The 23,278-nt window shown below is 36.5% G+C and carries 25 protein-coding genes; 8 read left to right on the top strand and 17 right to left on the bottom strand.

The window, feature by feature from the left end; genetic code table 11:
- Positions 1-373: 373 nt before the first annotated feature.
- The 3 genes from BUC25_RS15700 (at position 374) to BUC25_RS15690 (ending at position 3,657) form a co-directional block, all read left to right on the top strand.
- On the top strand, positions 374-1,174 hold the full coding sequence (locus BUC25_RS15700; RefSeq protein WP_073202976.1) for an alpha/beta hydrolase: 801 nt from the start codon (positions 374-376) through the stop codon (positions 1,172-1,174).
- A 70-nt stretch (positions 1,175-1,244) separates the two neighbouring features.
- Complete coding sequence (locus tag BUC25_RS15695; protein WP_073202837.1) at positions 1,245-3,083, top strand: sugar-binding protein; 1,839 nt, start codon at positions 1,245-1,247, stop codon at positions 3,081-3,083.
- 154 nt (positions 3,084-3,237) lie between these two features.
- Positions 3,238-3,657: a DUF3237 domain-containing protein gene (locus BUC25_RS15690; RefSeq protein WP_073202836.1), complete on the top strand. Its 420-nt coding sequence runs from the start codon at positions 3,238-3,240 to the stop codon at positions 3,655-3,657.
- Positions 3,658-3,745: 88 nt separating this feature from the next.
- On the opposite strand, the gene BUC25_RS15685 is transcribed toward BUC25_RS15690, so the two are convergent.
- The 5 genes from BUC25_RS15685 to BUC25_RS15665 all read right to left on the bottom strand — a co-directional run bounded on the left by BUC25_RS15685 (position 3,746) and on the right by BUC25_RS15665 (position 8,785).
- Positions 3,746-4,507, bottom strand: a complete 762-nt coding sequence (locus BUC25_RS15685) for a helix-turn-helix domain-containing protein (protein WP_073202835.1) — start codon at positions 4,505-4,507, stop codon at positions 3,746-3,748.
- A 188-nt stretch (positions 4,508-4,695) separates the two neighbouring features.
- Positions 4,696-5,679 (bottom strand): ring-cleaving dioxygenase, encoded by a 984-nt coding sequence (locus tag BUC25_RS15680; protein WP_073202834.1) that lies wholly within the window; start codon positions 5,677-5,679, stop codon positions 4,696-4,698.
- 237 nt (positions 5,680-5,916) lie between these two features.
- The gene (gene nadE / locus BUC25_RS15675) at positions 5,917-6,744 is read right to left on the bottom strand and encodes an ammonia-dependent NAD(+) synthetase (protein WP_073202833.1); all 828 of its coding nucleotides are present in this window, start codon (positions 6,742-6,744) and stop codon (positions 5,917-5,919) included.
- A gap of 17 nt (positions 6,745-6,761) precedes the next feature.
- Positions 6,762-8,219 carry a nicotinate phosphoribosyltransferase gene (locus tag BUC25_RS15670; RefSeq protein WP_073202832.1) on the bottom strand — a complete coding sequence of 486 codons (1,458 nt, stop codon included), beginning with the start codon at positions 8,217-8,219 and terminating at the stop codon, positions 6,762-6,764.
- A gap of 5 nt (positions 8,220-8,224) precedes the next feature.
- Positions 8,225-8,785, bottom strand: a complete 561-nt coding sequence (locus BUC25_RS15665; RefSeq protein ID WP_073202831.1) for a cysteine hydrolase family protein — start codon at positions 8,783-8,785, stop codon at positions 8,225-8,227.
- Positions 8,786-8,957: 172 nt separating this feature from the next.
- On the opposite strand from BUC25_RS15665, the gene BUC25_RS15660 reads away from it, so the two are divergent.
- Positions 8,958-9,842 carry a TIGR01777 family oxidoreductase gene (locus tag BUC25_RS15660; protein ID WP_073202830.1) on the top strand — a complete coding sequence of 295 codons (885 nt, stop codon included), beginning with the start codon at positions 8,958-8,960 and terminating at the stop codon, positions 9,840-9,842.
- A 420-nt stretch (positions 9,843-10,262) separates the two neighbouring features.
- On the opposite strand, the gene BUC25_RS15655 is transcribed toward BUC25_RS15660, so the two are convergent.
- The gene (locus BUC25_RS15655) at positions 10,263-11,435 is read right to left on the bottom strand and encodes a TraB/GumN family protein (protein WP_073202829.1); all 1,173 of its coding nucleotides are present in this window, start codon (positions 11,433-11,435) and stop codon (positions 10,263-10,265) included.
- A gap of 115 nt (positions 11,436-11,550) precedes the next feature.
- Here BUC25_RS15655 and nagA point away from each other — a divergent pair, with 115 nt between their 5' ends.
- Positions 11,551-12,744: an N-acetylglucosamine-6-phosphate deacetylase gene (nagA, locus tag BUC25_RS15650; RefSeq protein WP_073202828.1), complete on the top strand. Its 1,194-nt coding sequence runs from the start codon at positions 11,551-11,553 to the stop codon at positions 12,742-12,744.
- Here nagA and BUC25_RS15645 read toward each other — a convergent pair.
- A complete protein-coding gene (locus tag BUC25_RS15645) occupies positions 12,727-13,383 on the bottom strand; it encodes an HAD family hydrolase (RefSeq protein WP_073202975.1) in 657 nt (218 codons plus the stop codon). The two genes, nagA and BUC25_RS15645, sit on opposite strands and share 18 nt — an antisense overlap.
- Before the next feature lie 726 nt (positions 13,384-14,109).
- Here BUC25_RS15645 and BUC25_RS15635 point away from each other — a divergent pair.
- Positions 14,110-14,952 (top strand): CAP domain-containing protein, encoded by an 843-nt coding sequence (locus tag BUC25_RS15635; protein ID WP_073202826.1) that lies wholly within the window; start codon positions 14,110-14,112, stop codon positions 14,950-14,952.
- 40 nt (positions 14,953-14,992) lie between these two features.
- On the opposite strand, the gene BUC25_RS15630 is transcribed toward BUC25_RS15635, so the two are convergent.
- The 10 genes from BUC25_RS15630 to BUC25_RS15585 form a co-directional block, all read right to left on the bottom strand.
- The gene (locus BUC25_RS15630) at positions 14,993-15,292 is read right to left on the bottom strand and encodes a DNA-binding protein (RefSeq protein WP_073202825.1); all 300 of its coding nucleotides are present in this window, start codon (positions 15,290-15,292) and stop codon (positions 14,993-14,995) included.
- Entirely contained in the window at positions 15,289-15,981 is a 693-nt protein-coding gene (locus tag BUC25_RS15625) for a DUF1129 domain-containing protein (protein ID WP_073202824.1), read from the bottom strand. The genes BUC25_RS15630 and BUC25_RS15625 overlap by 4 nt, the downstream gene beginning before the upstream one ends.
- 2 nt (positions 15,982-15,983) lie before the next feature.
- The gene (locus BUC25_RS15620) at positions 15,984-16,307 is read right to left on the bottom strand and encodes a PadR family transcriptional regulator (RefSeq protein ID WP_073202823.1); all 324 of its coding nucleotides are present in this window, start codon (positions 16,305-16,307) and stop codon (positions 15,984-15,986) included.
- Positions 16,308-16,455: 148 nt separating this feature from the next.
- Positions 16,456-17,397, bottom strand: coding sequence for an ATP-binding cassette domain-containing protein (locus tag BUC25_RS15615; protein ID WP_073202822.1), 942 nt, complete (start codon positions 17,395-17,397; stop codon positions 16,456-16,458).
- 15 nt (positions 17,398-17,412) lie between these two features.
- Entirely contained in the window at positions 17,413-17,796 is a 384-nt protein-coding gene (locus BUC25_RS15610) for a GntR family transcriptional regulator (protein ID WP_073202821.1), read from the bottom strand.
- Between the two features lie 18 nt (positions 17,797-17,814).
- Positions 17,815-18,555 (bottom strand): hypothetical protein, encoded by a 741-nt coding sequence (locus tag BUC25_RS15605; RefSeq protein ID WP_073202820.1) that lies wholly within the window; start codon positions 18,553-18,555, stop codon positions 17,815-17,817.
- Between the two features lie 30 nt (positions 18,556-18,585).
- On the bottom strand, positions 18,586-19,062 hold the full coding sequence (locus BUC25_RS15600; RefSeq protein WP_084543497.1) for a small multi-drug export protein: 477 nt from the start codon (positions 19,060-19,062) through the stop codon (positions 18,586-18,588).
- 226 nt (positions 19,063-19,288) lie between these two features.
- The gene (locus BUC25_RS15595) at positions 19,289-20,119 is read right to left on the bottom strand and encodes a DUF1206 domain-containing protein (RefSeq protein ID WP_073202819.1); all 831 of its coding nucleotides are present in this window, start codon (positions 20,117-20,119) and stop codon (positions 19,289-19,291) included.
- 93 nt (positions 20,120-20,212) lie between these two features.
- Positions 20,213-21,067, bottom strand: coding sequence for an MBL fold metallo-hydrolase (locus BUC25_RS15590; RefSeq protein ID WP_073202818.1), 855 nt, complete (start codon positions 21,065-21,067; stop codon positions 20,213-20,215).
- Positions 21,057-21,731: an HAD family hydrolase gene (locus BUC25_RS15585; protein ID WP_073202817.1), complete on the bottom strand. Its 675-nt coding sequence runs from the start codon at positions 21,729-21,731 to the stop codon at positions 21,057-21,059. The genes BUC25_RS15590 and BUC25_RS15585 overlap by 11 nt, the downstream gene beginning before the upstream one ends.
- A gap of 108 nt (positions 21,732-21,839) precedes the next feature.
- On the opposite strand from BUC25_RS15585, the gene BUC25_RS15580 reads away from it, so the two are divergent.
- Both BUC25_RS15580 and BUC25_RS15575 read left to right on the top strand, forming a co-directional pair.
- Positions 21,840-22,322 (top strand): DUF2243 domain-containing protein, encoded by a 483-nt coding sequence (locus BUC25_RS15580; protein ID WP_073202816.1) that lies wholly within the window; start codon positions 21,840-21,842, stop codon positions 22,320-22,322.
- On the top strand, positions 22,303-23,112 hold the full coding sequence (locus BUC25_RS15575; protein ID WP_073202815.1) for a cytochrome c oxidase assembly protein: 810 nt from the start codon (positions 22,303-22,305) through the stop codon (positions 23,110-23,112). Before BUC25_RS15580 ends, BUC25_RS15575 begins: the two co-directional genes overlap by 20 nt.
- Positions 23,113-23,278 lie beyond the last annotated feature (166 nt).

Below are 23,278 nucleotides of genomic sequence, written 5' to 3'. Positions count from 1 at the left end.
AAGTTTCGTAAAGTCGTATAGAGGAGATCAAGAAGTATTTATTATATTTTATTAATAGTAACCTTGTGATGGGAAAAATATATAATATGAATAATATATCTGTAGTTCTATCATTTTATATTAGAATAGATCAATTTTACATTCGTTTAGATCATTGTCATGATCAAACAAAATATAGTAACTTTGTATTTGTTCATAGAGTTTAGCATAGGATTTGTAATTCACTGACTGCTGAAAGGTGGGGATAAATGACCTGAGGATGAAAGTATTTTCGTGTTCGTGAGAAAATAGAGCTATTACAATAAAAAGTAGGAAGGTGAAAAAGTTGAGGAAGATTTACTTGCTGACACTATCTTTTTGTATCATTTTTGCAATGGCTCCAGGCTCCGTTATAGCATCTGAGAAAACAGAACCCGCACCTCCTGGATATGATGAATATCAAAGTGGAATTCCTCATGGAGAAATGAATATGATAACATATTATTCTACTACAGTTGGAGTTAATCGTAATGCATTGGTTTATACTCCTCCAGGATACTCACCAAAGAAAAAATACAATGTTTTATATCTTCTGCATGGAATAGGTGGGGACGAAAATGAATGGAATGACCAAATGAACCCTCAAAACATTCTTGATAATTTATATGCGGAGAATAAACTAGAACCTATGATTGTTGTTTTTCCAAATGGTCGGGCAATGGAAGATGACCGTCCGATTGGAGATATCTTTGATCCTGAGAAAATTGCAGCATTTGAAAGATTTGAAGGCGATTTACTAGATGATCTTATCCCACATATAGAATCAGAATATCCAGTTTGGAAAAATCGCCATCACCGTGCATTGGCAGGGTTATCTATGGGCGGGGGTCAATCATTAAACTTTGGATTAAATCATTTAGATACCTTTTCCTGGGTTGGGGCATTCTCTGCAGCACCAAATACAAAAGCACCAGAAGAATTACTTGTAGATCCAAAAAAAATATCTAAGCGTCTACATTTACTTTGGTTATCATGCGGAGATGAGGACAATTTACTATCTATTAGTGAAAACTTCCATAATAGCTTAACGGAAAATAATATCTCTCATAAATGGTATGTAGATCAAGGTGGACATGAACCTGCCGTCTGGAGTAGCGGACTATATCATTTCTCTCAACAACTTTTTAAGAAATAGAAAACAGCATGTTGTATATTAAGTATTATTGAAACCGCTTTCTAACCTAAATTACTGAGGAGGAATTTTTATGAACAAAGTAAAACGGTTGTTTCTTTTTCCAGGAATGTTACTGTTAGTGGTGATAACTCTTGTGTTCACATATTCGATCAGCAATTTTGCTGATGTCTCTGCAGCAGGCAAAGGGAGTCCGTCAGGTAAACCAAATACGGTACCTGCTAAAGTACCAGTAGATAAGGACGGATTTGATGAACAGGGAAGAATGGTGGCCTATTTCGGGTCTCCTCTCATTGACGGAGAAGTAGATGAAGTATGGAAAAAGGCACCTGAGGTTACACCGAATCATGTATCTACTGATAGTGCATCGGCAACATTTAAGGCGTTATGGGACGAGCATGCGTTGTATATCCTTGCAGAAGTCCAAGACGAAAATTTATCCGTACAATCCGATACGCCATACATGCAAGATTCAATAGAAGTTTTTTTAGACGAAAATAATGATAAGTCTCAAGAATATGGGGTAGATGACTTGCATATCCGAGTAAACTATGAAAATATGCTTACCGTGGATATCGGCAATGTCGAGGATTATTTCAGTTCAGCCAAAGTAACGGATAATGGTTATGTAATCGAAACAAGAATTGCACTCAAAGATATTCCAGAGAACGGAAAAGTGCTAGGTGTTGAATTGCAGGTAAATGATGCAATCGAATCAGAGAGAGCAGGAAGCATTAATGTTTTCGATTCAACAGGAAATGCCTGGAATGATACAAGTCAATTTGGTGAGATTGTACTGGCTGGCAAAAAAAAGAAACAGGTTAGCGGGTTGAATCCATATGACCTCATTAATTTGGTCAAGAGTACGCTTGAAATGGATTTTACGCTTTACAAAAATTCAAATATAGTTACCGATGCCATTGGTAATATTACTGAAAGTACACTAATCAATAACAAAGTCACTCAAAGTCAAATTGATGAACAATACGATGCATTAAAAGATGCTATTAGCCAACTGGAAATGACAGAAGAGGCAGCAAATGAAAAATATTTCGAACCGGTTCCAGATGAATATCGAATGGAAAGTGATCAGCCGGGGACCATTCAAACATTACAATATGCAACGCCTAATTTAGATAATGGGACAGATGATAAGAAGCTAAATGTATACCTCCCGCACAGTTATGATGCAAATGATTCGAGCAAAAAATATAATGTTCTTTACCTAATGCATGGGGGCGGTGAGAATGAGGACCTCATTTTTGGTGGACCAGGTGAAAGTAAAGAGTTGATGAAAATATTGGACAACATGATTGCAAATGGCGACATTGAACCTCTTATTGTGGTGACGCCTACTTTTTACGGAGGAAAAAATGAACCCGAACATTTCCACGAAGAGTTGATTAATGACATCGTTCCATTAGTGGAGACCGAATATCATACCTATGCCGAATCGGCAAGTTTGGATGATTTACAAGCAACCAGAGCACATCGGGCATTTGGCGGTTTCTCTATGGGAGCAGTAACAACTTGGTTTACATTTACAGAAGCCCTGGATTATTTCAAGTATTATATGCCTCTAAGTGGTGACAGCTGGGCACTAGGTTCCAATGCTGGTGGAAGCAAGCCGGTGGAAACAGCTGAATACCTTGCGGATGTTGTAAGAGAATCCGGTTATACACCTCAGGATTACTATATTTTCAGTGCCACAGGCAATAAAGACATTGCGTACCCGAACTTGAAACCTCAGATCGATGCGATGAAAGAATTAACAGATGTCTTTAACTACTCATCTGATACAAGTAAGGGCAATTTTTACTTTATTGATGCTGATGGTGGGACACATTCATGGTATTGGCAAAATCAGTACATTTACGATATACTGCCAGATCTTTTTGAAAACGAAGAATAAGGCCCGTTCTTTCCATATTTTAGTTACAATTACGCATATGGTGGTTTCAACATATACAGCATTTTGTTGGAATACGCCTATGCGTCCTCTTCTTACTATTATAATCGAATCGACACAGTAATTAAAAACAAATCTAGATAAAGGAGGTCAGCCGATGGAATTAGAAAAGATAATGGAAGTTTATGTGGAATGTTCAGAGCCAATGGAAATTGGAGATACACCTAAAGGATTTCTTCGCGTCATACCAATTGTAGGAGGGACCTTTGAAGGATCGGCGATTAAAGGAAGTGTCGTACCTGGCGGAGCAGATTGGAACACAGTTCGTGAAGATGGCAGTACTGAAGTCTGGGCAAGGTATACCTTGGAGACGGATGACGGAACATTAATTTCCATTATTAACGAAGGAGTCCATGGTAGTAATGGCGAAGATACAATCTGGACACACCCCAGCTTTTTGACCCCTATAAGTAGTCGGTACTCATGGTTAAATGAAAAGACTCTGATTGGAAAGTTAGAGCCGCTACAGGTAAATGAAGGGCTAGCAGTGAAACTTCATTTTTACTGTTTAGAATAGATCACCTGATCTACGCATCGATTAACTAAATCCAACTCGAAATAAAATATACATGGTTGAATGGATCCTCTCTCTTAGAAAAATAAGTTCAAGAACTATGTTTTTGGTATCCTCTTGGAGTTTTTCCTGTCATATGCTTGAATTGCCTGTAAAAGTGTTCCACATTTTGATACCCGCATTGTGAAGCGATTTCTTCGATGCTTTCGTTGCTATGAACTAAGTATTCTTTAGCTAACCGAATTCGATTGTCGATTACGTCATCTATACAGGAGATCCCAAAAGTTTTTTTGTATATCGACTGCAGATATCCTGGACTAATTCGGAGGTAATCTGCCATCTTTGAGACCGTCCAATCTTCCCCCGGATTATTTTGAATCATGGTACGAATTTTTAACAGATTGTAGTATTGGGGAGAGATGTCTCCATGAAAGTACGATTCCATTAGTTTATTAAATAATGTCTTCAACAAATAGTCTATGGAAGATTTTTTGTAATCTCGATTGAAGTTGTGTTCTATAGATAATAGTTCAAATAGTTTGTGACAGTAATTTGGATCATTCAGGGAAAAGGGATGGCCGAATGGCAGCGGTGAATCCGTTATATAAGGGGCATCAGATTCAAAACGAATCCAGTCATTAATGAATTGATCCGTGCAGGCTCTGTAATACACTTTCTGTTTAGGACGATAGAGAATGGTGGTGTATGGCGGATACTCCTTAATGTCACCATTCACCCAGAATTGCGCGGGGGTCTTCGTGATGACAAGAAGCCAATGATATCCCTCTGGAACATCAATAACAAAATTACCGTTGTGTGCCCTATTGTGTTCAACATAATGTATCTGTGTCATCCGTATGTACCTCCTCCGCAATTATTGTATATATTATATCATTCCTTTAAAATATACAACATGCTTTGGAAGGATTAATGAGGATTACTCGCTGTTGAGAGTTTTCTTTGTATTAAAAAATCCGAACGACCACAAATCCCTTTGAATTTGCAACGTCCGGATCACTTTTTTGCTAACCGATTAGGCAATTATTCATATTCTTTTTCAAAATGCTTTGTGCTTCTTTCTGTATCAATATGGCGTACCATACCCTCAATTTCTTTTCTTTTATCTTCTAAAAATGGCGGTAAGGAAAGTTTTTCGCCTAACGTTTCATAAGGCTCATCCCCCATGAATCCTGGTCCATCTGTTGCCAGTTCAAACAAGATTTGTGGAGCTACTCTTGTATACAACGATTTAAAGAAAAAGCGATCGACATATCCAGATGTCTGAAGACCAAAACTGCGATAATGCTGATCCCATTGATGCAATGTTTCCAAGTCGTCAATACGAAAAGCGGCATGATGGACTGTACCATAACCTTGCTTAGCCATTGGTAGTACCACATTTTCTTCTACTATCACTTGAGCACCATTTCCGCCTTCTCCTACTTCGAACAAATGAAAAGAGTCTTCCTGATCTATCTCTTTAAACATCAATATTTTTTCCATAACCTGTTTAAAGTACTTAAAATCCTGAATACGCACTGTAATAGGACCCAAACCTGTGATAGCAAATTCTAATGGGATCGGTCCATTTTGCCACGGTGTACCCGAAGCCACTCCTTCATTGTTTTGATCTGATATTAACTGATATTGTTGATCATCAAAATCAACAAACGAAAGCACTTTTTTGCCGAATTGTTCTTTTATTCCATTATGATGCACATTTAAGCGATTAAATCGCTTAACCCAATAGTCCAGCGCAGCATCTGAAGGTACTCTAAAAGCCGTTCGGTAGATTTCATTTGTTCCGTGTGATCCTTTTGGAATCCCTGGAAAATCAAAAAAAGTCATATCCGTACCCGGGCTACCTTTATCATCCGCAAAGAACAAATGATAGGTTTGAATATCATCTTGATTTACCGTTTTTTTAATCAAACGCATGCCAAGTACATATGTGAAAAATTTATAATTTTCTTCTGCGCTACTAGTAATAGCTGTTACATGGTGCATTCCTTTTAATCCGTTCATACACTCATCTCCTAACACAGATGTCATCTAGTTTGAATTCGAGATAAATATAACAAATCCCATATAAAATAGCAATTAAAAGGTGTCCCTTAAGAAAGCGACCACCTTATAAGGTTACGAGACTAACACACCCGCTTCACGAAAGAAAAACAAGCTAATTGGGTGTAAACAGAGGCTAATACCCTATACACTAATGATCAGCAGGTCAAAACCCCTACTGATCATTCTCTCACTATATTATTTCCACCATTTATCAAAAACTGTTACTGGTTCTTCTCGCTTATGTCGTGTTTTCGTATACCAATTTTCAATCGTTTCAGCTTGCTCTTCGTTTACACCCTTACCTTCTAAATAATCATCTATCGCCTCGTAACTAACTCCTAGTGCGACTTCATCAGGAACCTGTGGTTTATCTGTTTCCAAATCTGCTGTTGGTACCTTTGTATATAAATGTTCCGGACATCCTAGCATTTTTAACATGGACCTGCCTTGTCTTTTGTTTAAGCGATATAATGGTAAAATGTCAGCTGCGCCATCTCCATATTTCGTAAAAAATCCGGTAACTGCCTCTGCTGCATGATCTGTACCTATTACAACGCCATCACACGCTGCTGCTATATCGTATTGTACTTTCATTCTTTCACGTGCTTTGGTATTTCCTTTGACAAATTCGCTAATATTGCCGATTTCCTTTTCAACTGCTATTTCACTGGCATCAACCGCTGCTTTAATATTGACGCGTACTACCCTGCTCGGTTTGATGAAATTTATGGCATCAATACAATCATCTTCATCGGCTTGCTCCCCATATGGCAGACGGACCGCAATAAATTGATACTTTTCTTCTTGTTGATCTGCATTCAACTCATTGACTGCCGTTTGACAAATGTAACCTGCCAAAGTGGAGTCTTGCCCTCCTGAGATACCTAATACAGCACTTTTTAAAAAAGAGTGTTTACTTAAATAAGCTTTGACAAATTCAACACTACGACGGAATTCCTGATTAGGATCAATGGTTGGCTGGACTTTTAAGGCTTTAATAATTTCTTTTTGTAATGCACGCACATTAAAGACTCCTTTCTTTACTCTACCATTTGTTTTACTTTTTTCTTGATATTGCGAATGAGATTCATTTTGTTTTCCCAGCATGCTTCACTTAAATCAACTGGGTACTCTTCCGGCTTCATGGTTCGTTTGTATTCTTCCCATAACAAGTTCATATTACTAGTCGTATAGTTTTGAATTTCCTCCAGGGATGGACTTTGATAATTGATCTTACCACTCACAACCACATCTTCATGTAAATTCTTTGCGGTAAAATTAGTTACAAACTTACTTATATATGTATGCACTGGATGGAACATTTTCAAACGTTCTTCTTCTTGAGGATTTTCATTTTCTAATGCAATATAGTCCCCTTCTGAATGTCCGTTTTCATTATTAATAATGCGATATACCTTTTTACTACCTGGAGTTGTTACCTTCTCAGGGTTAGCCGAAATTTTTATGGTATCAATCATTTCATCGTTGTCTTCGATCGCTACTAACTTATAAACCCCACCAAGCGCCGCCTGATCAAAAGCGGTAATTAGTTTTGTACCAATTCCATAAATATCGATTTGTGCCCCTTGCGCTTGTAAGTTTAAAATGGTGTATTCATCCAAATCATTGGAGGCAATAATCTTAGCATCTGGAAAACCTGCATCATCTAACATTTTTCGTGCTTTTTTTGATAAATATGCCATATCTCCACTATCTAAGCGAATCCCAAGGAAATTGATTTTGTCACCAAATTCTTTTGCGACACGAATTGCATTTGGCAAGCCCGACCGCAATGTATCATAGGTATCTACTAAAAAGACACAATCTCTATGGGTGCTTGCATATTTTTGAAAAGCAACATAATCATCACGGTATGCTTGTACCATCGAATGAGCATGTGTACCTGCAATTGGTATGCCAAAAAGTTTCCCTGCTCTCACATTACTGGTGGCAGAAAATCCTCCGATATAGGCAGCTCTTGTCCCCCAAATGGCAGCATCCATTTCATGTGCTCTTCTTGTCCCGAACTCCATTACTGTATTATCTCCTACCACATATTTAATTCTTGCCGCTTTGGTGGCGATTAATGTTTGGTAATTCACAATGTTAAGTAAAGGCGTTTCAATTAATTGCGCTTCTGCCAAAGGCGCCTCTATTCTCATTAAAGGTTCATTTGCGAAAACAACCTCTCCTTCTTTCATTGAGCGAATGGTACCCGTAAAACGTAATTGTCTTAAATAGTCTAAAAAGTCATCCTCATAGCCGCCGATTTCCTTTAAATAGCTAAGGTCACTTTCGGAAAATCCAAAATTCTCGATAAAGTTCAATACACGATCCAATCCTGCGAAAACAGCGTAACCATTGTCAAATGGTAATTTGCGAAAATATAGTTCAAATACTGCCTTTTTTTGTGCTTTGCCATCTCGCCAGTATGTTTCTGCCATATTCACTTGATAGAGATCGGTATGAAGCATTAAGCTATCGTCTTCGTAAGTCATTGTTATTACCCTCCAAATTCTATTACCTTTGCTCCTAAAGTATGTTTAAAGTGTCCCAGTGCCCACTCATGTCCTGATGGGTTAAAAGAAGCGATCGCATCTTGATAAATAACAATGTTATATCCCTTATTATACGCGTCCACAGCAGTATGTAATACGCAAATATCAGAACAAACACCAACCAAATGCACTTCATTAATTCCTCGTTCTTTTAGTTTAATCTCTAAATCGGTTCCTGTAAAAGCAGAATACCTCGTTTTATCCATATAATATACATGTGCCTCATTTTCATACTGGTGATAGAGAGTCTTCAATCTTCCGTACAGATCCCGCCCCTTGGTATTTCGAATATTATGAGGTGGAAAAAGTTTCACTTCTGGATGATGTCGATCACCCCTCTCATGAAGGTCGATTGCAAACACAGTAAATGCTCCCTCTTTCACAAAGTCTTCCGTAATAGCGATAATTTTGTCCTCAATTTGTTGTCCTGGTTCCCCACATGTTAATGCACCATTATCCGCGACAAAGTCATTTGTATAATCAATATTAATTAATGCCTTGTTCATCAAGTGTCATCTCCATTCATCCATTATCGTTTTTTTAAGGTAAGCTCGGTGTGATTAACGTTCTTTATAACTGTTAATTATAACAAATACCTGAATAATTGTCAGAAAAATTTTACAATGACTTTACTTTTGTTAAGATAAAGAAAATGCAAACATTGGGAGTGTGTAGTAAATGCAACCAAAAGTGGTATTAGCAGGTGGAACTGGATTTATTGGAAATTATTTAAAAAAACGATTTACTAAAAAGGGGTATGACGTTAAAATCATTGCGCGTAAATCCCCAGCCATTAAGTGGAATGAACAAGAAGCGATGGTCGAAGCTTTAGAAAACGCGGAATTGGTCATTAATTTAGCAGGTAAATCAGTTAACTGTCGTTATCATGAAAATAACAAAAAAGAAATTATTACTTCTCGAACAGGGACAACAAAGCTGCTTGGGGATGCCATCAAAAAATGCGAAAATCCTCCAGAGTTATGGATTAATTCTAGTACTGCAACAATATACCGTCACGCCGAAGATCGGCCGATGACTGAAGAAAACGGGGAGATTGGCACAGGCTTTTCTGTGGATGTAGCTACTAAATGGGAAAAAGCTTTCTTTCAATTTTCGTTACCAAACACGCGTCAAATTGCACTGCGGATTGCGATCGTCCTTGGACCTGACGGTGGTGTGATCACCCCATATAAAAACTTAGTTACCTACGGACTTGGCGGTATCCAAGGGAACGGAAACCAAATGTTCAGTTGGATACATGTGGAGGATTTATTTCAAATTACCCAATTTCTAAAAGAAGAAAAACAATTGTCAGGTGTATTCAACTGTTCTTCTCCAAATCCAATTCCAAATCATCATTTAATGCGGGCATTACGCCAACATCTAAATCGCCCGATAGGGTTACCAGCTCCTGCCCCATTATTGGAGCTAGGTGCAATTTTTTTAAGAACGGAAACGGAGCTTATTTTAAAAAGCAGGTGGGTTCTGCCTAAACGATTAGTAGATGCAGGTTACACTTTTCGTTATACGACAATCGAACAAACAATAGAAGACATACTTTAGTTTGAAAGTGAGACTTCAATCAGTAGAGTTTTTACCCCCACTGATTTTTAGCAAAACTTATCAGGAAGTTATCGTGATAAAGCGAAATTCGTTTACATCGCACACATATTTCTTGTATAATAGAAATAGAATATGGAGTGAGTGCGAGGAATTCTCCTCACACTCATGTGGTTTTACTTGGGTCGTCGCTTGGCAGAGCGATGATCCTTTTTCATATGTCTTTTTAAGTTCATAATTGCAGTTGTTAAATTTAGACAAGCAACCGCAATGCTCACACTTAAAGCAACCAACGTTAGTACCACTTCCATATTCCTCACCCCCTTTCTTTCGAGAGGGTTGTCTTTAGTATAACATAAAATAGAACAAGTGTTCTACTTAAAGTTTAAAAAGTGGACTTTTCTCCTAGAAAAGTCCATTTTCTTATAAGTTATTTAAAAAAACTCGAATAATATCCGTGCCTGCTATAATGGTACCTAACGTACTTCCCAAGTTTGCAAACACGATAATTAAAAGAATTCTCGTCACTTTATTATGCCAGAAACCTTTTACCGTATGTACATCATCTGATAAAGATTCAAAATCAGATACGTGCGGTTTTTTTACCAGTGCCTGAACAAATCCGGCAAACCAACCCGCCGCCATCAGTGGGTTCAGTGATGTAATGGGAGCGGCTACTAATGCGGTCAATACCGCTAACGGATGGCCCATGGCAAGAACCACACCCAATGCCGAAAAGCCACCATTCCAGACCAGCCAACTCATCACCTGTTGCCAGCCTGAGACAGGATCAGATAAAAAAGTGTAAGCAATTAAAGCAATAATCACCACTGGAATCGACCAACCTATAATCTTTGGTGCTTTTGACTTCGGTGGCAATTTCGTTAGTTTTTTCAAATCCTGCTCTTTATGAATTTCTTTTGTTATCCCCGGAACATGGGCAGCACCTAGAACAGCTACAATTTTTTCACCTGGTGCTTTCTTAATCTTCTGTGCTAAGTATTGATCCCGCTCATCAATTAATGGTTTCTTTAAACGAGGAAAGGCCTCGGAGAATTCACTTAACACACTATCAATCGAATCTTGTGTTTTCATCTTTTCTAATTCCTCTTCTGTAATGGATTCCTTAGAAAAGACACCACCTAATACTTGCGTTAATAACATCATTTTCCCTTTCAACCCAATACTTCCCCAGATCCGGGCAAATGTTATTTGAATATTGCGATCCGCTAACACTAATTCTGCCCCTATCTCGTCTGCAGATTCAATGCCTTGAATCATTTCTTGTCCAGGCTGAATCCCAAACTGTTTTGCCATTCGTTTTTGAAAAGAGGAAATTGCTAAGTTCATTAACAATAGCGTTGCTTTCTTTTCTTTAATGACTTGAAAAATGTCCATATCCTTCCACTTACTGCCATTCACAACCGATTCATACCGTTGTTTATCAAGTTCCACACATACCGAATCCGGCTGTTCTTCTTCAATTACTTGCCTTACTTGCTCAGCACTTTGTTTGGAAACATGTGCTGTACCAATTAATATGTATTCTTTTCCATCTAGTTCGATTCTTGTTATATTTTGATTTTCATCTGTCATGACAGAAACCTTCCTTTTTTAAAAAGAGCTATAATCATATAGTATATATGATTCTGTATAAAAAGCATACCATGATATGATGAATATATATATTTTCAATAAGGCGTGATAATCAATGAAGAAAAGCAATTTAATACTTGCAAATATGAAAATTTTTTCAGAGAACACGGTCATTTCTAAAGGTTATATTAAAATCAAAAGGGGAAAGATTACTGAAATCGGGGAAATTGACGACTTAAATAATCAGGATAACTTTACCTTAATTGAATTGGACCGGCATTTTAAAGCAATCCCAGGTTTGATCGATATTCATATTCATGGTGCCAATGGATCGGATGTGATGGATGCTACTCCTGAAGCAATCCATCACATTGCCACAGCACTACCTCAAGAGGGAACCACTTGCTTTTTGGCAACGACGATGACACAAAATGAGGAAAATATCGAACACGCCCTCCAAAACGTGGCTAGCTATATGAACCATCAAGCGGATTCAATACAAGCTGAAGTTTTAGGAGTTCACTTAGAAGGTCCCTTTATTAATCCAGAAAGAGCAGGAGCTCAACCGAAGGAACACATTCAAGATCCAAACCTATCCTTGTTTAGAAAATGGAATACTTTCGCTAATCAAAACATTAAACTAGTCACGTTAGCTCCAGAGCAATCGGATGCATTGTCCTTGATTCATTATTTACATAAAGAAGGTATTATTGCTTCGATCGGACATTCAAATGCCACTTATCATGAAGCGTTAACAGCAATCGAGCACGGTTTATCGCATGTCACACATTTATATAATCAAATGCGAGGATTTCACCATCGTGATCCAGGAGTAGTAGGTGCTGCTTGGCTTCAGAAACAATTAACGGTTGAAATTATCGCAGATGGATTACATGTGACACCTGACGCTATACAAATAGCTTATAATCAACTTTCCGCTAACAGATTAATTCTTATTACCGATTCCATGCGTGCTAAATATTTACCTGATGGCAGTTATGATCTTGGTGGTCAGACTTGTACCGTTCAACAGAATATGGCGACATTAAAAGATGGCACATTAGCAGGAAGCACTTTGAAGTTAAGTGAAGCTTTTCAAAATATAATGAACTATACTAATTGCTCCATACAAGAGGCAATCCAAATGACTTCAGTAAACCCTGCAAAGAAATTGGACATCTTTGATCGAAAGGGAAGCCTTGCCATTGGGAAAGATGCTGACATTGTTATTTTAGACGAGCAAAACCAAGTCGTGATGACTATATGTAAAGGAAATGTTGCCTTTACCGAATTATGTAAAACACCTTAATAATTGATCAAGGGAACTAATTTCGGCATATGGTTTTATACTGGTTTCATTCCTGATCATTCGAGGATTGAACCATATGCCCTTCATATTGGCCTTTTGACAACCGCCAATATCTTTTTCAATGTCATCTCCAATGAATACTGCCTCTTCCGGTTGTACATTAAGCTTATTTAACGCTAAATGAAATATACGTTTGTCAGGTTTACTAAATCCCGCTTCTTCAGAGATAATTATAGTTTCAAAACAACTACTTAAATTAGTAGTTTCTATTTTAGCTTTTTGTCTCTGAATGGAGCCGTTTGTTATAATTGCAACTTCCACATGCATTTTTATAGTGTTAACGATATTTATAGTATGTTGATTGATAGAAAAGCAATAAGGAAAATGACTATTCCAAAAATTTTGAATGGAAGTGCGTGGCAATCTATATTTAGGTGGAAATTCATCAAAGAATGGTTCCAAAACTTTTATTTTATCACCACAGCCGTAACTTCTTTTATCATATTCTTTGAATTTTTGCAGCATTTTTTTATTTGTTGAATGTTTAACACCTTCATAACACGTTTCATAAATAACGGAAAACATTTTTTCCACCGCTTCATCCCTATTAAGCAGGGTATCATCTAGATCAAATAGCATCGCCTTGAAGTCACTCAAATAACGTCACATCCTTTCAATAACTCATAAGTAAGTAAAATAAAAATTTTAATATTATTTATAAAATTCGACCCTTACTGTTACATGATCCTTGTTGCTAATCTTCATCTATATCATTGTTAAGAGAAGAGCTTTTACCTTCTTTAAATTCAGACTTCTTCTCGAAAAATTGACCTACTATCGAGCTGTTAATACCTCTTTTGACTGCAGTTTCAATAACTACATAAAGAATAAACACCCCAAAAATATACAAAATGATAGATAGCATAATAGTATTGATAAGAAATTCCCCCCGAAAAATAATGAATTCCCTATATTTTACCACAACAGATAGTTATTGGACATCCTGCCCCTAGCAATAAGTGCGTTACTCACATCTAGAAGTGATCTGTTAATTTTAAGACTATTTACAAAATGTAATTTTTTTATTTTTCATTGAAAGTGTACCAATTCTTCTTTTGTAAAATTTGTAATATACGAAATGAGAGAGTAACAATTTGTCACAATAAAAGAGTATTTTCAGCTTGTCAACAATATCATTTATTTATTTTTATCCTTTTCTACCAATAAAAGGTGATTATTTCATATAAACCGCCTTTCCTGCAGAGTTAAAGTCGAATTATTTAGATGTTAGTAATATCATCCAGAATTATTACAAAAAATCCATGATATGATAGATTTAAGTCGAAAAGAAAAGGAGTTTGTAGCATGATTAAAAAAATATTCATTAGCAGTTTATTTATGGGTATCTTATTAGTGGGAACTGGTTTTTCATCCGATTCAACACTTAGCGCCAATCACCATGTCTCTAATCAGCTTATCCAAACAATTAAGATTGAGAAATTCACAGAATCTAACATTCAAAGTTTAATAGATAAGTTTATCGCAGATGTATCGAAAAAGGAAGAAACAACAAGAGAAAAAAATTCTGAAAAAGAAGCTACACAAGAGGAAGAAACAAGTGAGAAAAAACCAAAGGAAGAGAAGAAACAAGAAGTAACACAACCAGAGCCTAAGCAAAAACAAGACACACCAGAACAAGAAATTTCAGAGGAAAGACCAGCTAGTCAAGAGTCTGAAAATGAAGGTAATATAGAGCCAGAAACAGAAGCAACACCAACAACAGAAGTAACAAAGAAAGAAACAAGTGAAGAGCCTCAACAAACCACAGAGGTAAGTCAATTCGAAAGACAGGTAGTAGATTTAACCAATCAGGAACGACAAAAACAAGGGTTACCAGCCCTTAAATTAGATAAAAAATTGAGTCAGGTAGCCCGTCAAAAGTCAAAAGACATGGCAACTAACGGATACTTCAGTCATAATAGTCCAACGCACGGATCGCCTTTTGATATGATGCAACAAGCAGGTATTAACTATCGTACTGCTGGAGAAAATATTGCAAAAGGACAACGTACGCCTGAAGAAGTCGTCTATGGTTGGATGAATAGTGAAGGACATCGTGCAAACATTTTAAATGGAGACTTTACCCATATTGGTGTTGGGTATGTCGAGAATGGAAATCATTGGACACAACAATTTATAGGAAAATAATGAAGTAATTATATTTCTGACAAACACCCTAAGTTCAATTCTAGGGTGTTTGTTTGGTCTGAACAGAAAGCCATTCCTTCAATTGACTTTTATTGAAATAGATATTGCCATTTAAACGAATATGCGGAACATTGGAGTACTCAGATAATAGCGTTTGAGCATCTTCTTTTGATATACCTATATAATGATGGACCTCTTTCTCTTTAATTAACAGTTCGTCTTCTTCATCAAATACATGGGTTAAAGAATTACTAGAGTCAGGGTTTTGAAAGTTTTCAAGTCCTCTTCCAATGAAATAGCCAGCTGTTGCAATGCCTAATGCTAAAATAATTACATTCATTCTCTTCCACGTTTCCCTTTCTTGAGTAACCAGATGCCTACCCCTAGAAATAATATCCCTATTAATATCAAACTATAAATTGGTACAGTTACGGATGGGCCAAATTCCGGCATGAAGTAATAGATACCCAGAAATACACTAAATGGCAGGATACCGAATATAAAGCCGGACAGTATAAAATCCAAAATCCGATTCATATTTTTGAAACAGGTCCATTTTAAATATTCGATACAGAAATAAACTACTGCAAATACGATTCCGACCGACAATATAGAAAGAACAGCACCGCTTCCTAAATAATAGGTTTTAGTGCCTTCCCATCTGCCAAAACCATAATACATCACACTTTGAATTAATCCTGTAAAAAGCATACTTACACCGAAAAAGTGAAATAGACCCATAAAAAGCAACTCTACTCTTTTTTTCGTCAAGCTTTTAGGTAATTCATCAATAATCTCATCAGCATATTGCTTTGGATCTTCCCCCACTAAACCCGAAATATCATTTCCCTGTTCTTGCATAATCAGCATGTGGTCTAACAATTCCATTAAAATTTCTTCTGTCTCTTGTTCTGATTTTTGATAAGCAAGACGAATATATATCAGCATATCTTCGTAAATTTTCTTGTTTTCGTTATTTAATTGCTTTCTTTTCTCATTATTTTCCGTTATCAGTGAATCAGCATTCATTTCTATCCCTCCTCTTTCAATAATTGATCTACTGGCAATTTTAGGCGTTGCCAGTTCTGTTTAAATTGCTCCAAGGCATTTTCTCCCTCTGTTGTAAGCTTATAGTACTTTCGATTGGGGCCATTCGCAGACTTTCGCATTTCGCCCTCTATGCATTTTTCTTTTTGTAACCTCAATAATAGCGGATAAATAGATCCTTCACTTACATCTAATCCATGTTGCTGTAATTTCATTGCTAATTCATATCCGTAGACTGTTTCTTTAGAAATAATTGCAAGTATACAACCCTCTAGAATACCTTTTAATAACTGACTTCTTATCGTCATAACGCTCTTCACCTACCTTGCATTACATGATAGTAAATAAAAAACAACAAGATTTAGTATCTTGTTATACAATATAGTTATATTATAATTTACTTATTATTGATATGCAAACATTAGATATGATAACCACCTACCATAGACATGCCTATTAATTCTGTTTTACTTTATTTTTATGATTACAATCATCACCCTTAAGTAAAACACCACTCGTGTTTGTTGTTTTTTTATTAAATATAAACATATATTCCATTATGTCATCAAGTTCAAGTCGTTTAATACGGATAATATCTACTTGACACTTTAACAATTCCTCTTCTATATCAGGAAGCTGATTGGTTATCACTTGAAGCGGATGTTCCTCGACTTTCCAAATCCTTGGGTCGTTCTTTAGTTGATCAGGCAATGAAGAAATCCAAAGTCTTGCCCATAAATGACGAATCTCATCTTTCTCAAAGAAACCCTTTATTTTCCCATCATCCAATATACAGATATAATCACACATCTGTTTCACTTCATCTTGTATATATGTAGAAATAACAATGCTATTCTCCTCTTGTTCCATAAAACTTTTTAAATCTTCTCTCATTCTGCGCTGAGATAGCATATCCACATTTGCAGATGGCTCATCCAATAATAGTAGTTGTGGGCGATGTGCCATAGCTAATACAAATTCGACTTTTTTCTGAGTACCAAGTGAACAATTTGCAAACTTCTCTTTACCATTAATCTCGTACCTGTTTAATAAATGTTCGTAATAATCCTTCTCCAAAGTTGTATACCAATGACTAACAAACTCCGCTAATTTATTAACCGTTAGCTGACTAAATGCATGATATAAACCGCTGCCTGCAAATCCAATTCGGTTCTTCACATCCACTACCTGTTTCTGCTCTTCTAATCCGAATAATTGAACGTACCCATTATCAGGTTGAGCTAGCCCCATTAACGTTTTAAACAACGTACTTTTGCCAGAGCCATTCGCTCCTACTACTGCGACTACAGTCCCTTTTTCCACCTCAAAATCAATTGGTCCTAAGTGGAAATGTTTATACTCCTTTTCCACGGAGTTTACTTTTATTACAGGATTCATCTGATGATCCTCCCATCATTTTTGATCACGAAAAACTTTATCACATATTTCTTTAATCTCTGTTATGGTATAACCCATTAACTTCGATTCCTCATACGCTTTTTTAAATGTCGTATAAATGACTTCATCCTTTATTGATGTTTTAATTTGCTGATCCACTTCTTTTACATAAGTACCTTTTCCTTGAATGGTTTGAATAAAGTCATTATTTTCTAAGTTTTGATATGCTCTTCTTGTCGTGATCACACTGCAGGATAGGTCATTGGATAATGCTCGAATAGAAGGAAGGGCAGCACCCGCTTGAAGCTGACCACTGACAATTAATGTTTTGATCTGCAACTCTATTTGATAGTATATTGGTTCTTTGCTATCTTCAGATACTTCAATCGGCAGCTTCATACGTTTCTCCCCTTTCCGTTAGATAAAATCTCTTGTAAGGAGCCTTTTCTTAAGCATCCTTGAAATGGTGACACACCCCAATACACCTAAGATAATAGTTGCTATTACAATAATATTGGAATACCTGGACACAAGCAAAATACTCGCTTCAACGACCCCCATATTCCAAATGTTACTACATGCAACTCGTACCAGGACAATGACAATTAAGAATAACAAAGGAAATATATATAACACTCTACCATTTGTCCCAAATTCAATATACGTATTAACACTCCCTAATACAAGAGCATAACCAAACCAGGTAAGTGCAAATCTGAGAAACTGACTCGCCTCAACATTATAAAAAAAACTATCTGGTAACATTAAAAAAATGATTGTATAAAAGGCACTCGACATTATTATAAATATAACTAACATGCTAAGGATTCTACTTCTTATTAACACATCCATCGAAATTGGTAAGGATCGATACAAAGCCATTCTTTTACCAAAGGGATCTTCTTTGATCGTACGCAAACTTAAATATGGTCCCCACACAAATAAAGCAGAAAAAGAAGGCGTAACTCCTAAGAAAATAAGATCTAACAAGAAAGGATTCCAATAAAGCGTTTCATTGCTATACATCTCACGAACAAGAGCATCAAGTTGCGGAACGGTAAAAAAAGCGATAATGATCGTGGCAAGAAGCGTTAATAGAATACCTGGAAATTGAAAACTCAACTCCTTCTTGGCTAGCCACCATGAATCTTTCCACACCTTTATCAACCCCCTTTCTTTAATTTCTACTTACTCGAAAAACTGTTCAATAAATGGATTATCTATTTGAAAGATGTCTACACCGAATGCTGCTAGAACTGTCAGTAATATACTCCAACCTGCAACACTTATTGTTATCCATAAAGTAACATTCCTCTTCGTCCCACCAAAAACCAAGCTTAAAAATGCCGACAAATGACTTCCGATTAAGAATGGTCCTATTAATGTTAAACCAATTAATCCATACTTTTTCCACAGCTTTTCTGCTCTTTCTGCACGTTTGCCTGATTCGTCTTTCTTTTTCTGTCTCCATTGTTTAATCATTTCTATAAAGATAATTACAAGATACACGGTAGCCAAATTTCCTGCAATTGCTAATAATAGTACCGGAAGAGGAGACAAGCCCCCAACTACTGCAATAGGTGTTAGATAAATTGCTTCTACAAAAGGTGTCGCCGCTAATAAAAATACCAAAAGATACGCCCAAATTAAATCCATGAACTCCATTTTTCCACCTCAAATTGTTATAGTGTTTATATCAATATATACAGTATAACATTTTTGTGAGAAGGTCAAGGATATTTTGAAAAAATTGTAACCACGAATGAAAATCCTTCCATGGTTACAATTTCTTTAGCATATTCGATACAAAATTCTTTCATAATCAGCATATTTTTGTGAATTTTCTTGTATTCATTATTTAATGCTTTCTTACAAGTCTTGAATGTTTTATTTAATAGATATTCATATTACGATTCTTTCCCTTCATGATTTGGAACACACCATAGAGTACAAGACCAATCGCAACTAGACCGAGCATCCACTGTCCAAATGGCTGCTGGGCAATTTTCTGAAGAGCACCGTCTAGACCTGCTTCCACTTGTAAGTCTTTGGTGAATCCGGTTGCCATAATAAAGAAACCTAAGACAAGAAATGTTATACCTCGAGCAATCAATCCGATTCTCCCTACTTTTTTACCTAGCTTTATTTCTTTTTTGCCCATTTCATGAAACTTAAACTTATCGACAAACTTCTCCTTGTAGCCATTGATTATTTCGTTTATCCCGACAAAAGCTATTACTAATCCAATACTAAATACAATCCATTCCCCAAGGGGTAAATCCAATATGATACTGAGCCAGCTGGAACTACTAGAGCTTTGGTTAGAAAGAAGCATAGAGAACGACTTGTACGCTAACGATAAATAGATACTCGCGCTTACGAGATATGTAATTCTCATAATTACGTTTTTTCCTTTATTGTTTTCTCTTGAAGGACCTTTGAACAATTGCACAATCTTCCATCCACCATAGATTATTAAACCAATAGCAATAATCCAAACCAGAACATTGCCAAATGGTTCATTCGCGACAGCAGCAATGGCGCCAGACCCGTCTGTTGTTTGTCCGCCAACTCCTAAAGCAGCCATGACCGATAGGATGCCAACCAATATATAAACGATGCCCTTTGCAATATATCCGCTACGAGCTATAGCCCTTAACCATGGTTTTGCTTCATCTGTTGCTTTTTTTGCTTTTTGTTTTGTTTCCGAATGATTGGACATTTTGGTCGTTACCTCCAGCTAAAAAATTATGATTATTTTCTCATATTTTTCCCTGAAGGCAACAATTTGAAACGCTAATGCTTTTATAAAAAACTATACACTAACTTTATAAGTATCATAGGCAAATCCAATATTGTATCCTTTATTATTATAATAGGTTGCTATTTTTTTTAATTCTAAATAACCCAATTGATCTGCTTCTTCAATGTGCGTTAAGATAACCTTCTTTGCCTTTAACTGATCTATGATTTTAATTGTTTCCTCGAAAGTTGCTTCTTCCTTCAGAACCGGGTGGTCTGCTTGAATCTTCCGTTCACCTGAAATAGGATGATATTCAAATACCCCTGTAGGCAATATAGCAATATCCACTTCTTTTAATTGTTCACTCGGCTGCCAATTATTTAATTCATCCATGGCAATCAGCCCCTTTTTACTGCCATTGTCCAAAAGATAGGCATATACATATTCTTCTGCAAGTCGTATAGGTTGAATCATTACCTCGTCGACACTAATTCTATCGTCATCTTGTAATTGCACTACACGAGCGTATCCCTGCCGTTCCAAATGGGTTAGATGTTTATCAGTGCCAATATATGTAGCAAAATCTTTTTTTACTTGCTCTGGTAAATAAACATTGATGGCCTCAGGATGCTCTGGATGATGAATCCAGTCCGCTGTAATAGATTCAATCACTCTTATCCCCATTACATGGTCTGGATGCCAATGCGAATACAGAATCCCATTAATTTGATTGAGAGATGATCGATTTATTTGCACAGTGATCTCTTCTGGTGTATCTATTAATAGATTTGGTCCATGAATAAAAATACTAGGTCCTAATCTACTAAAAGGAACACCTTTTTCTCTTGCTTCTTTACAAACATCACAAGTACAGAGTGGTCTTGGAGTGGTCATCGCACCAGCTGTTCCTAAAAACTCAATTTTCATACTTTTCTCCTCCATTCCATTTAGTTATCCACAATTCTATTTCTCTTAAGTCTGTTATGGAAATAATTCCCTCGTAATTAGAAGCACTTTTCCACAATACATTCATCCCAACTCTCTTTGCTGCGAACACATCATTTTCTAAATGATCGCCGATAAAAACACTTTGTTCAGGAGACACCTCTAACCTATCCAGTGTCCGTTGAAATATGATGGGATCAGGCTTTTTAATACCTTCCGATTCAGAGATGAGAATCTTGTCAAAATAGGATGTTATTCGCAATGCTTGGATATTGTTCATTTGAAATTGCTCTTTACCGTTTGTAATCAGTCCTAATTTGAATTGCTGCTTTTTTAAGTTTTCTAACATGGGGATAAGTTGTGGAAAAGGTATACAATGATACTTGAAATATTGGATATAATCTTCTAAAAGTTGTTCTTTAGTTAATTCACCAATACCAAACTCTTTGATTAACTGTTCATAGACTTTATCCTTCCATACATACCCATTATCATCTAACGTAATAAACCTCTGCATATATATTTCTTTCGGAATATGATTTAATGACTTTCTTAATCTATCATACTGATGGGAGATAAACTGTTTTACGGATTGATCCCTATCTAATAATGTCCCATCTAAATCAAACAATACTGCTTTAATCACGTTACCTCTCCTTATTATTCCATAATTTTCATATTTAACTGATTATAACATGCTCACTGCGGGTATCATGATAAAAAATAGATCGATTTGTATCGAAAGGAGTTACCAATGAATAGACAAAACAGCTCTGAAAAGTCAGCTAATTACACAGCTAGAAACATATGGTCTGGTATATTATTCGGATTGGGAATTGTTGCCTTTATCGACGAAACCGTTTTTCATCAATTATTGAATTGGCATCATTTTTATGACAGGTCAACCACAACCGCAGGATTATTTTCTGATGGATTATTTCATGCGTTTAGCTGGTTTGCTACAATTGCAGGACTATTTCTATTTGCTGACCTCAGACGTCGTGAGAAATTTAGGCGTTATAAATGGTGGGGTGGCATTTTATTAGGTGGAGGAATTTTTCAACTATACGATGGAATTATTCAGCACAAAATCATGCGCATACACCAAATCAGATATGTGGATAACATCATATTTTACGATATAATTTGGAATGTTATCGCGATTCTGTTGATAATACTGGGGATAACTTTGATTAGGAAAAGAGGTAACAAAAAGTATGCATCATCAAGTGCATAACAATGTATTCGGTATTGGATCGCAAGTCATTCTCATGATGCCTTTTTTAGCGGGAGTACTTATTTATTTGCTGGCTATTTTTTACTCTTATCACAAACAAAGAAAATGGTCGATTTTTCGAAGCATATGTTGGGTAACTGGAAGCCTAATAGCCATTCTTGCGGTTATTGGACCGCTTGCAGAGCAGGCACACAACAATTTCACTATACATATGCTTGTTCATTTATTTCTAGGAATGCTCGCCCCCCTGCTTATGGTATTGGCTGCACCGATGACCTTATTCCTTCGGGCACTGAGTGTTAAACAAGCGAAAAGGCTCACAAGACTATTAAGAAGCATGCCATTTCGTGTTATTACAGATCCAACTGTAGCTAGTATTTTGAATATTGGCGGGCTTTGGATTTTATACACAACCAATTTATTTGCACTGATGCATGAACATCTATTTATATATCTGTTTATTCATGTACATATTTTTTTAGCAGGCTATGTATTTACTTTATCCATGATTTACATAGATCCGACACCACATCGAACCAGTTATATTTACCGTTCTATAATATTAATACTCTCTTTAGCCGGCCATGGCATTTTAGCAAAATTCATATATGCAAATCCACCTGCTGGTGTAGCTGCCACAGAAGCAGAAAAAGGCAGTTTGTTAATGTATTATAGTGGAGATGCCGTGGATATCGTGATCATATTTGTGCTCTGCTTGCAGTGGTATCGTGAGACCAGACCAAACACGTACCCTTTTGCAACACAGAAAGGTATTTATTTATTATTCTAAAAGAATGTAAACATTAGGATCTTCAAAAAATCAGCTACTTCATGTAGTAAGCTCCCCACTTAAATGAAATAGCATAGGTGAAGGCTGCATCATAGTATAGCGGAATCTTAAATGTTGTGAATGTATGGTATTTTCTAACAAAAAAGAAAAGCTGATCAATAGAGAA

The sequence above is a fragment of the Gracilibacillus kekensis genome, from assembly GCF_900143085.1.
Lineage (GTDB): Bacteria > Bacillota > Bacilli > Bacillales > Amphibacillaceae > Gracilibacillus > Gracilibacillus kekensis.
The sequence above is the reverse complement of the archived record's forward strand: the minus strand, read 5'-3'. Positions and strand labels throughout refer to the sequence as shown.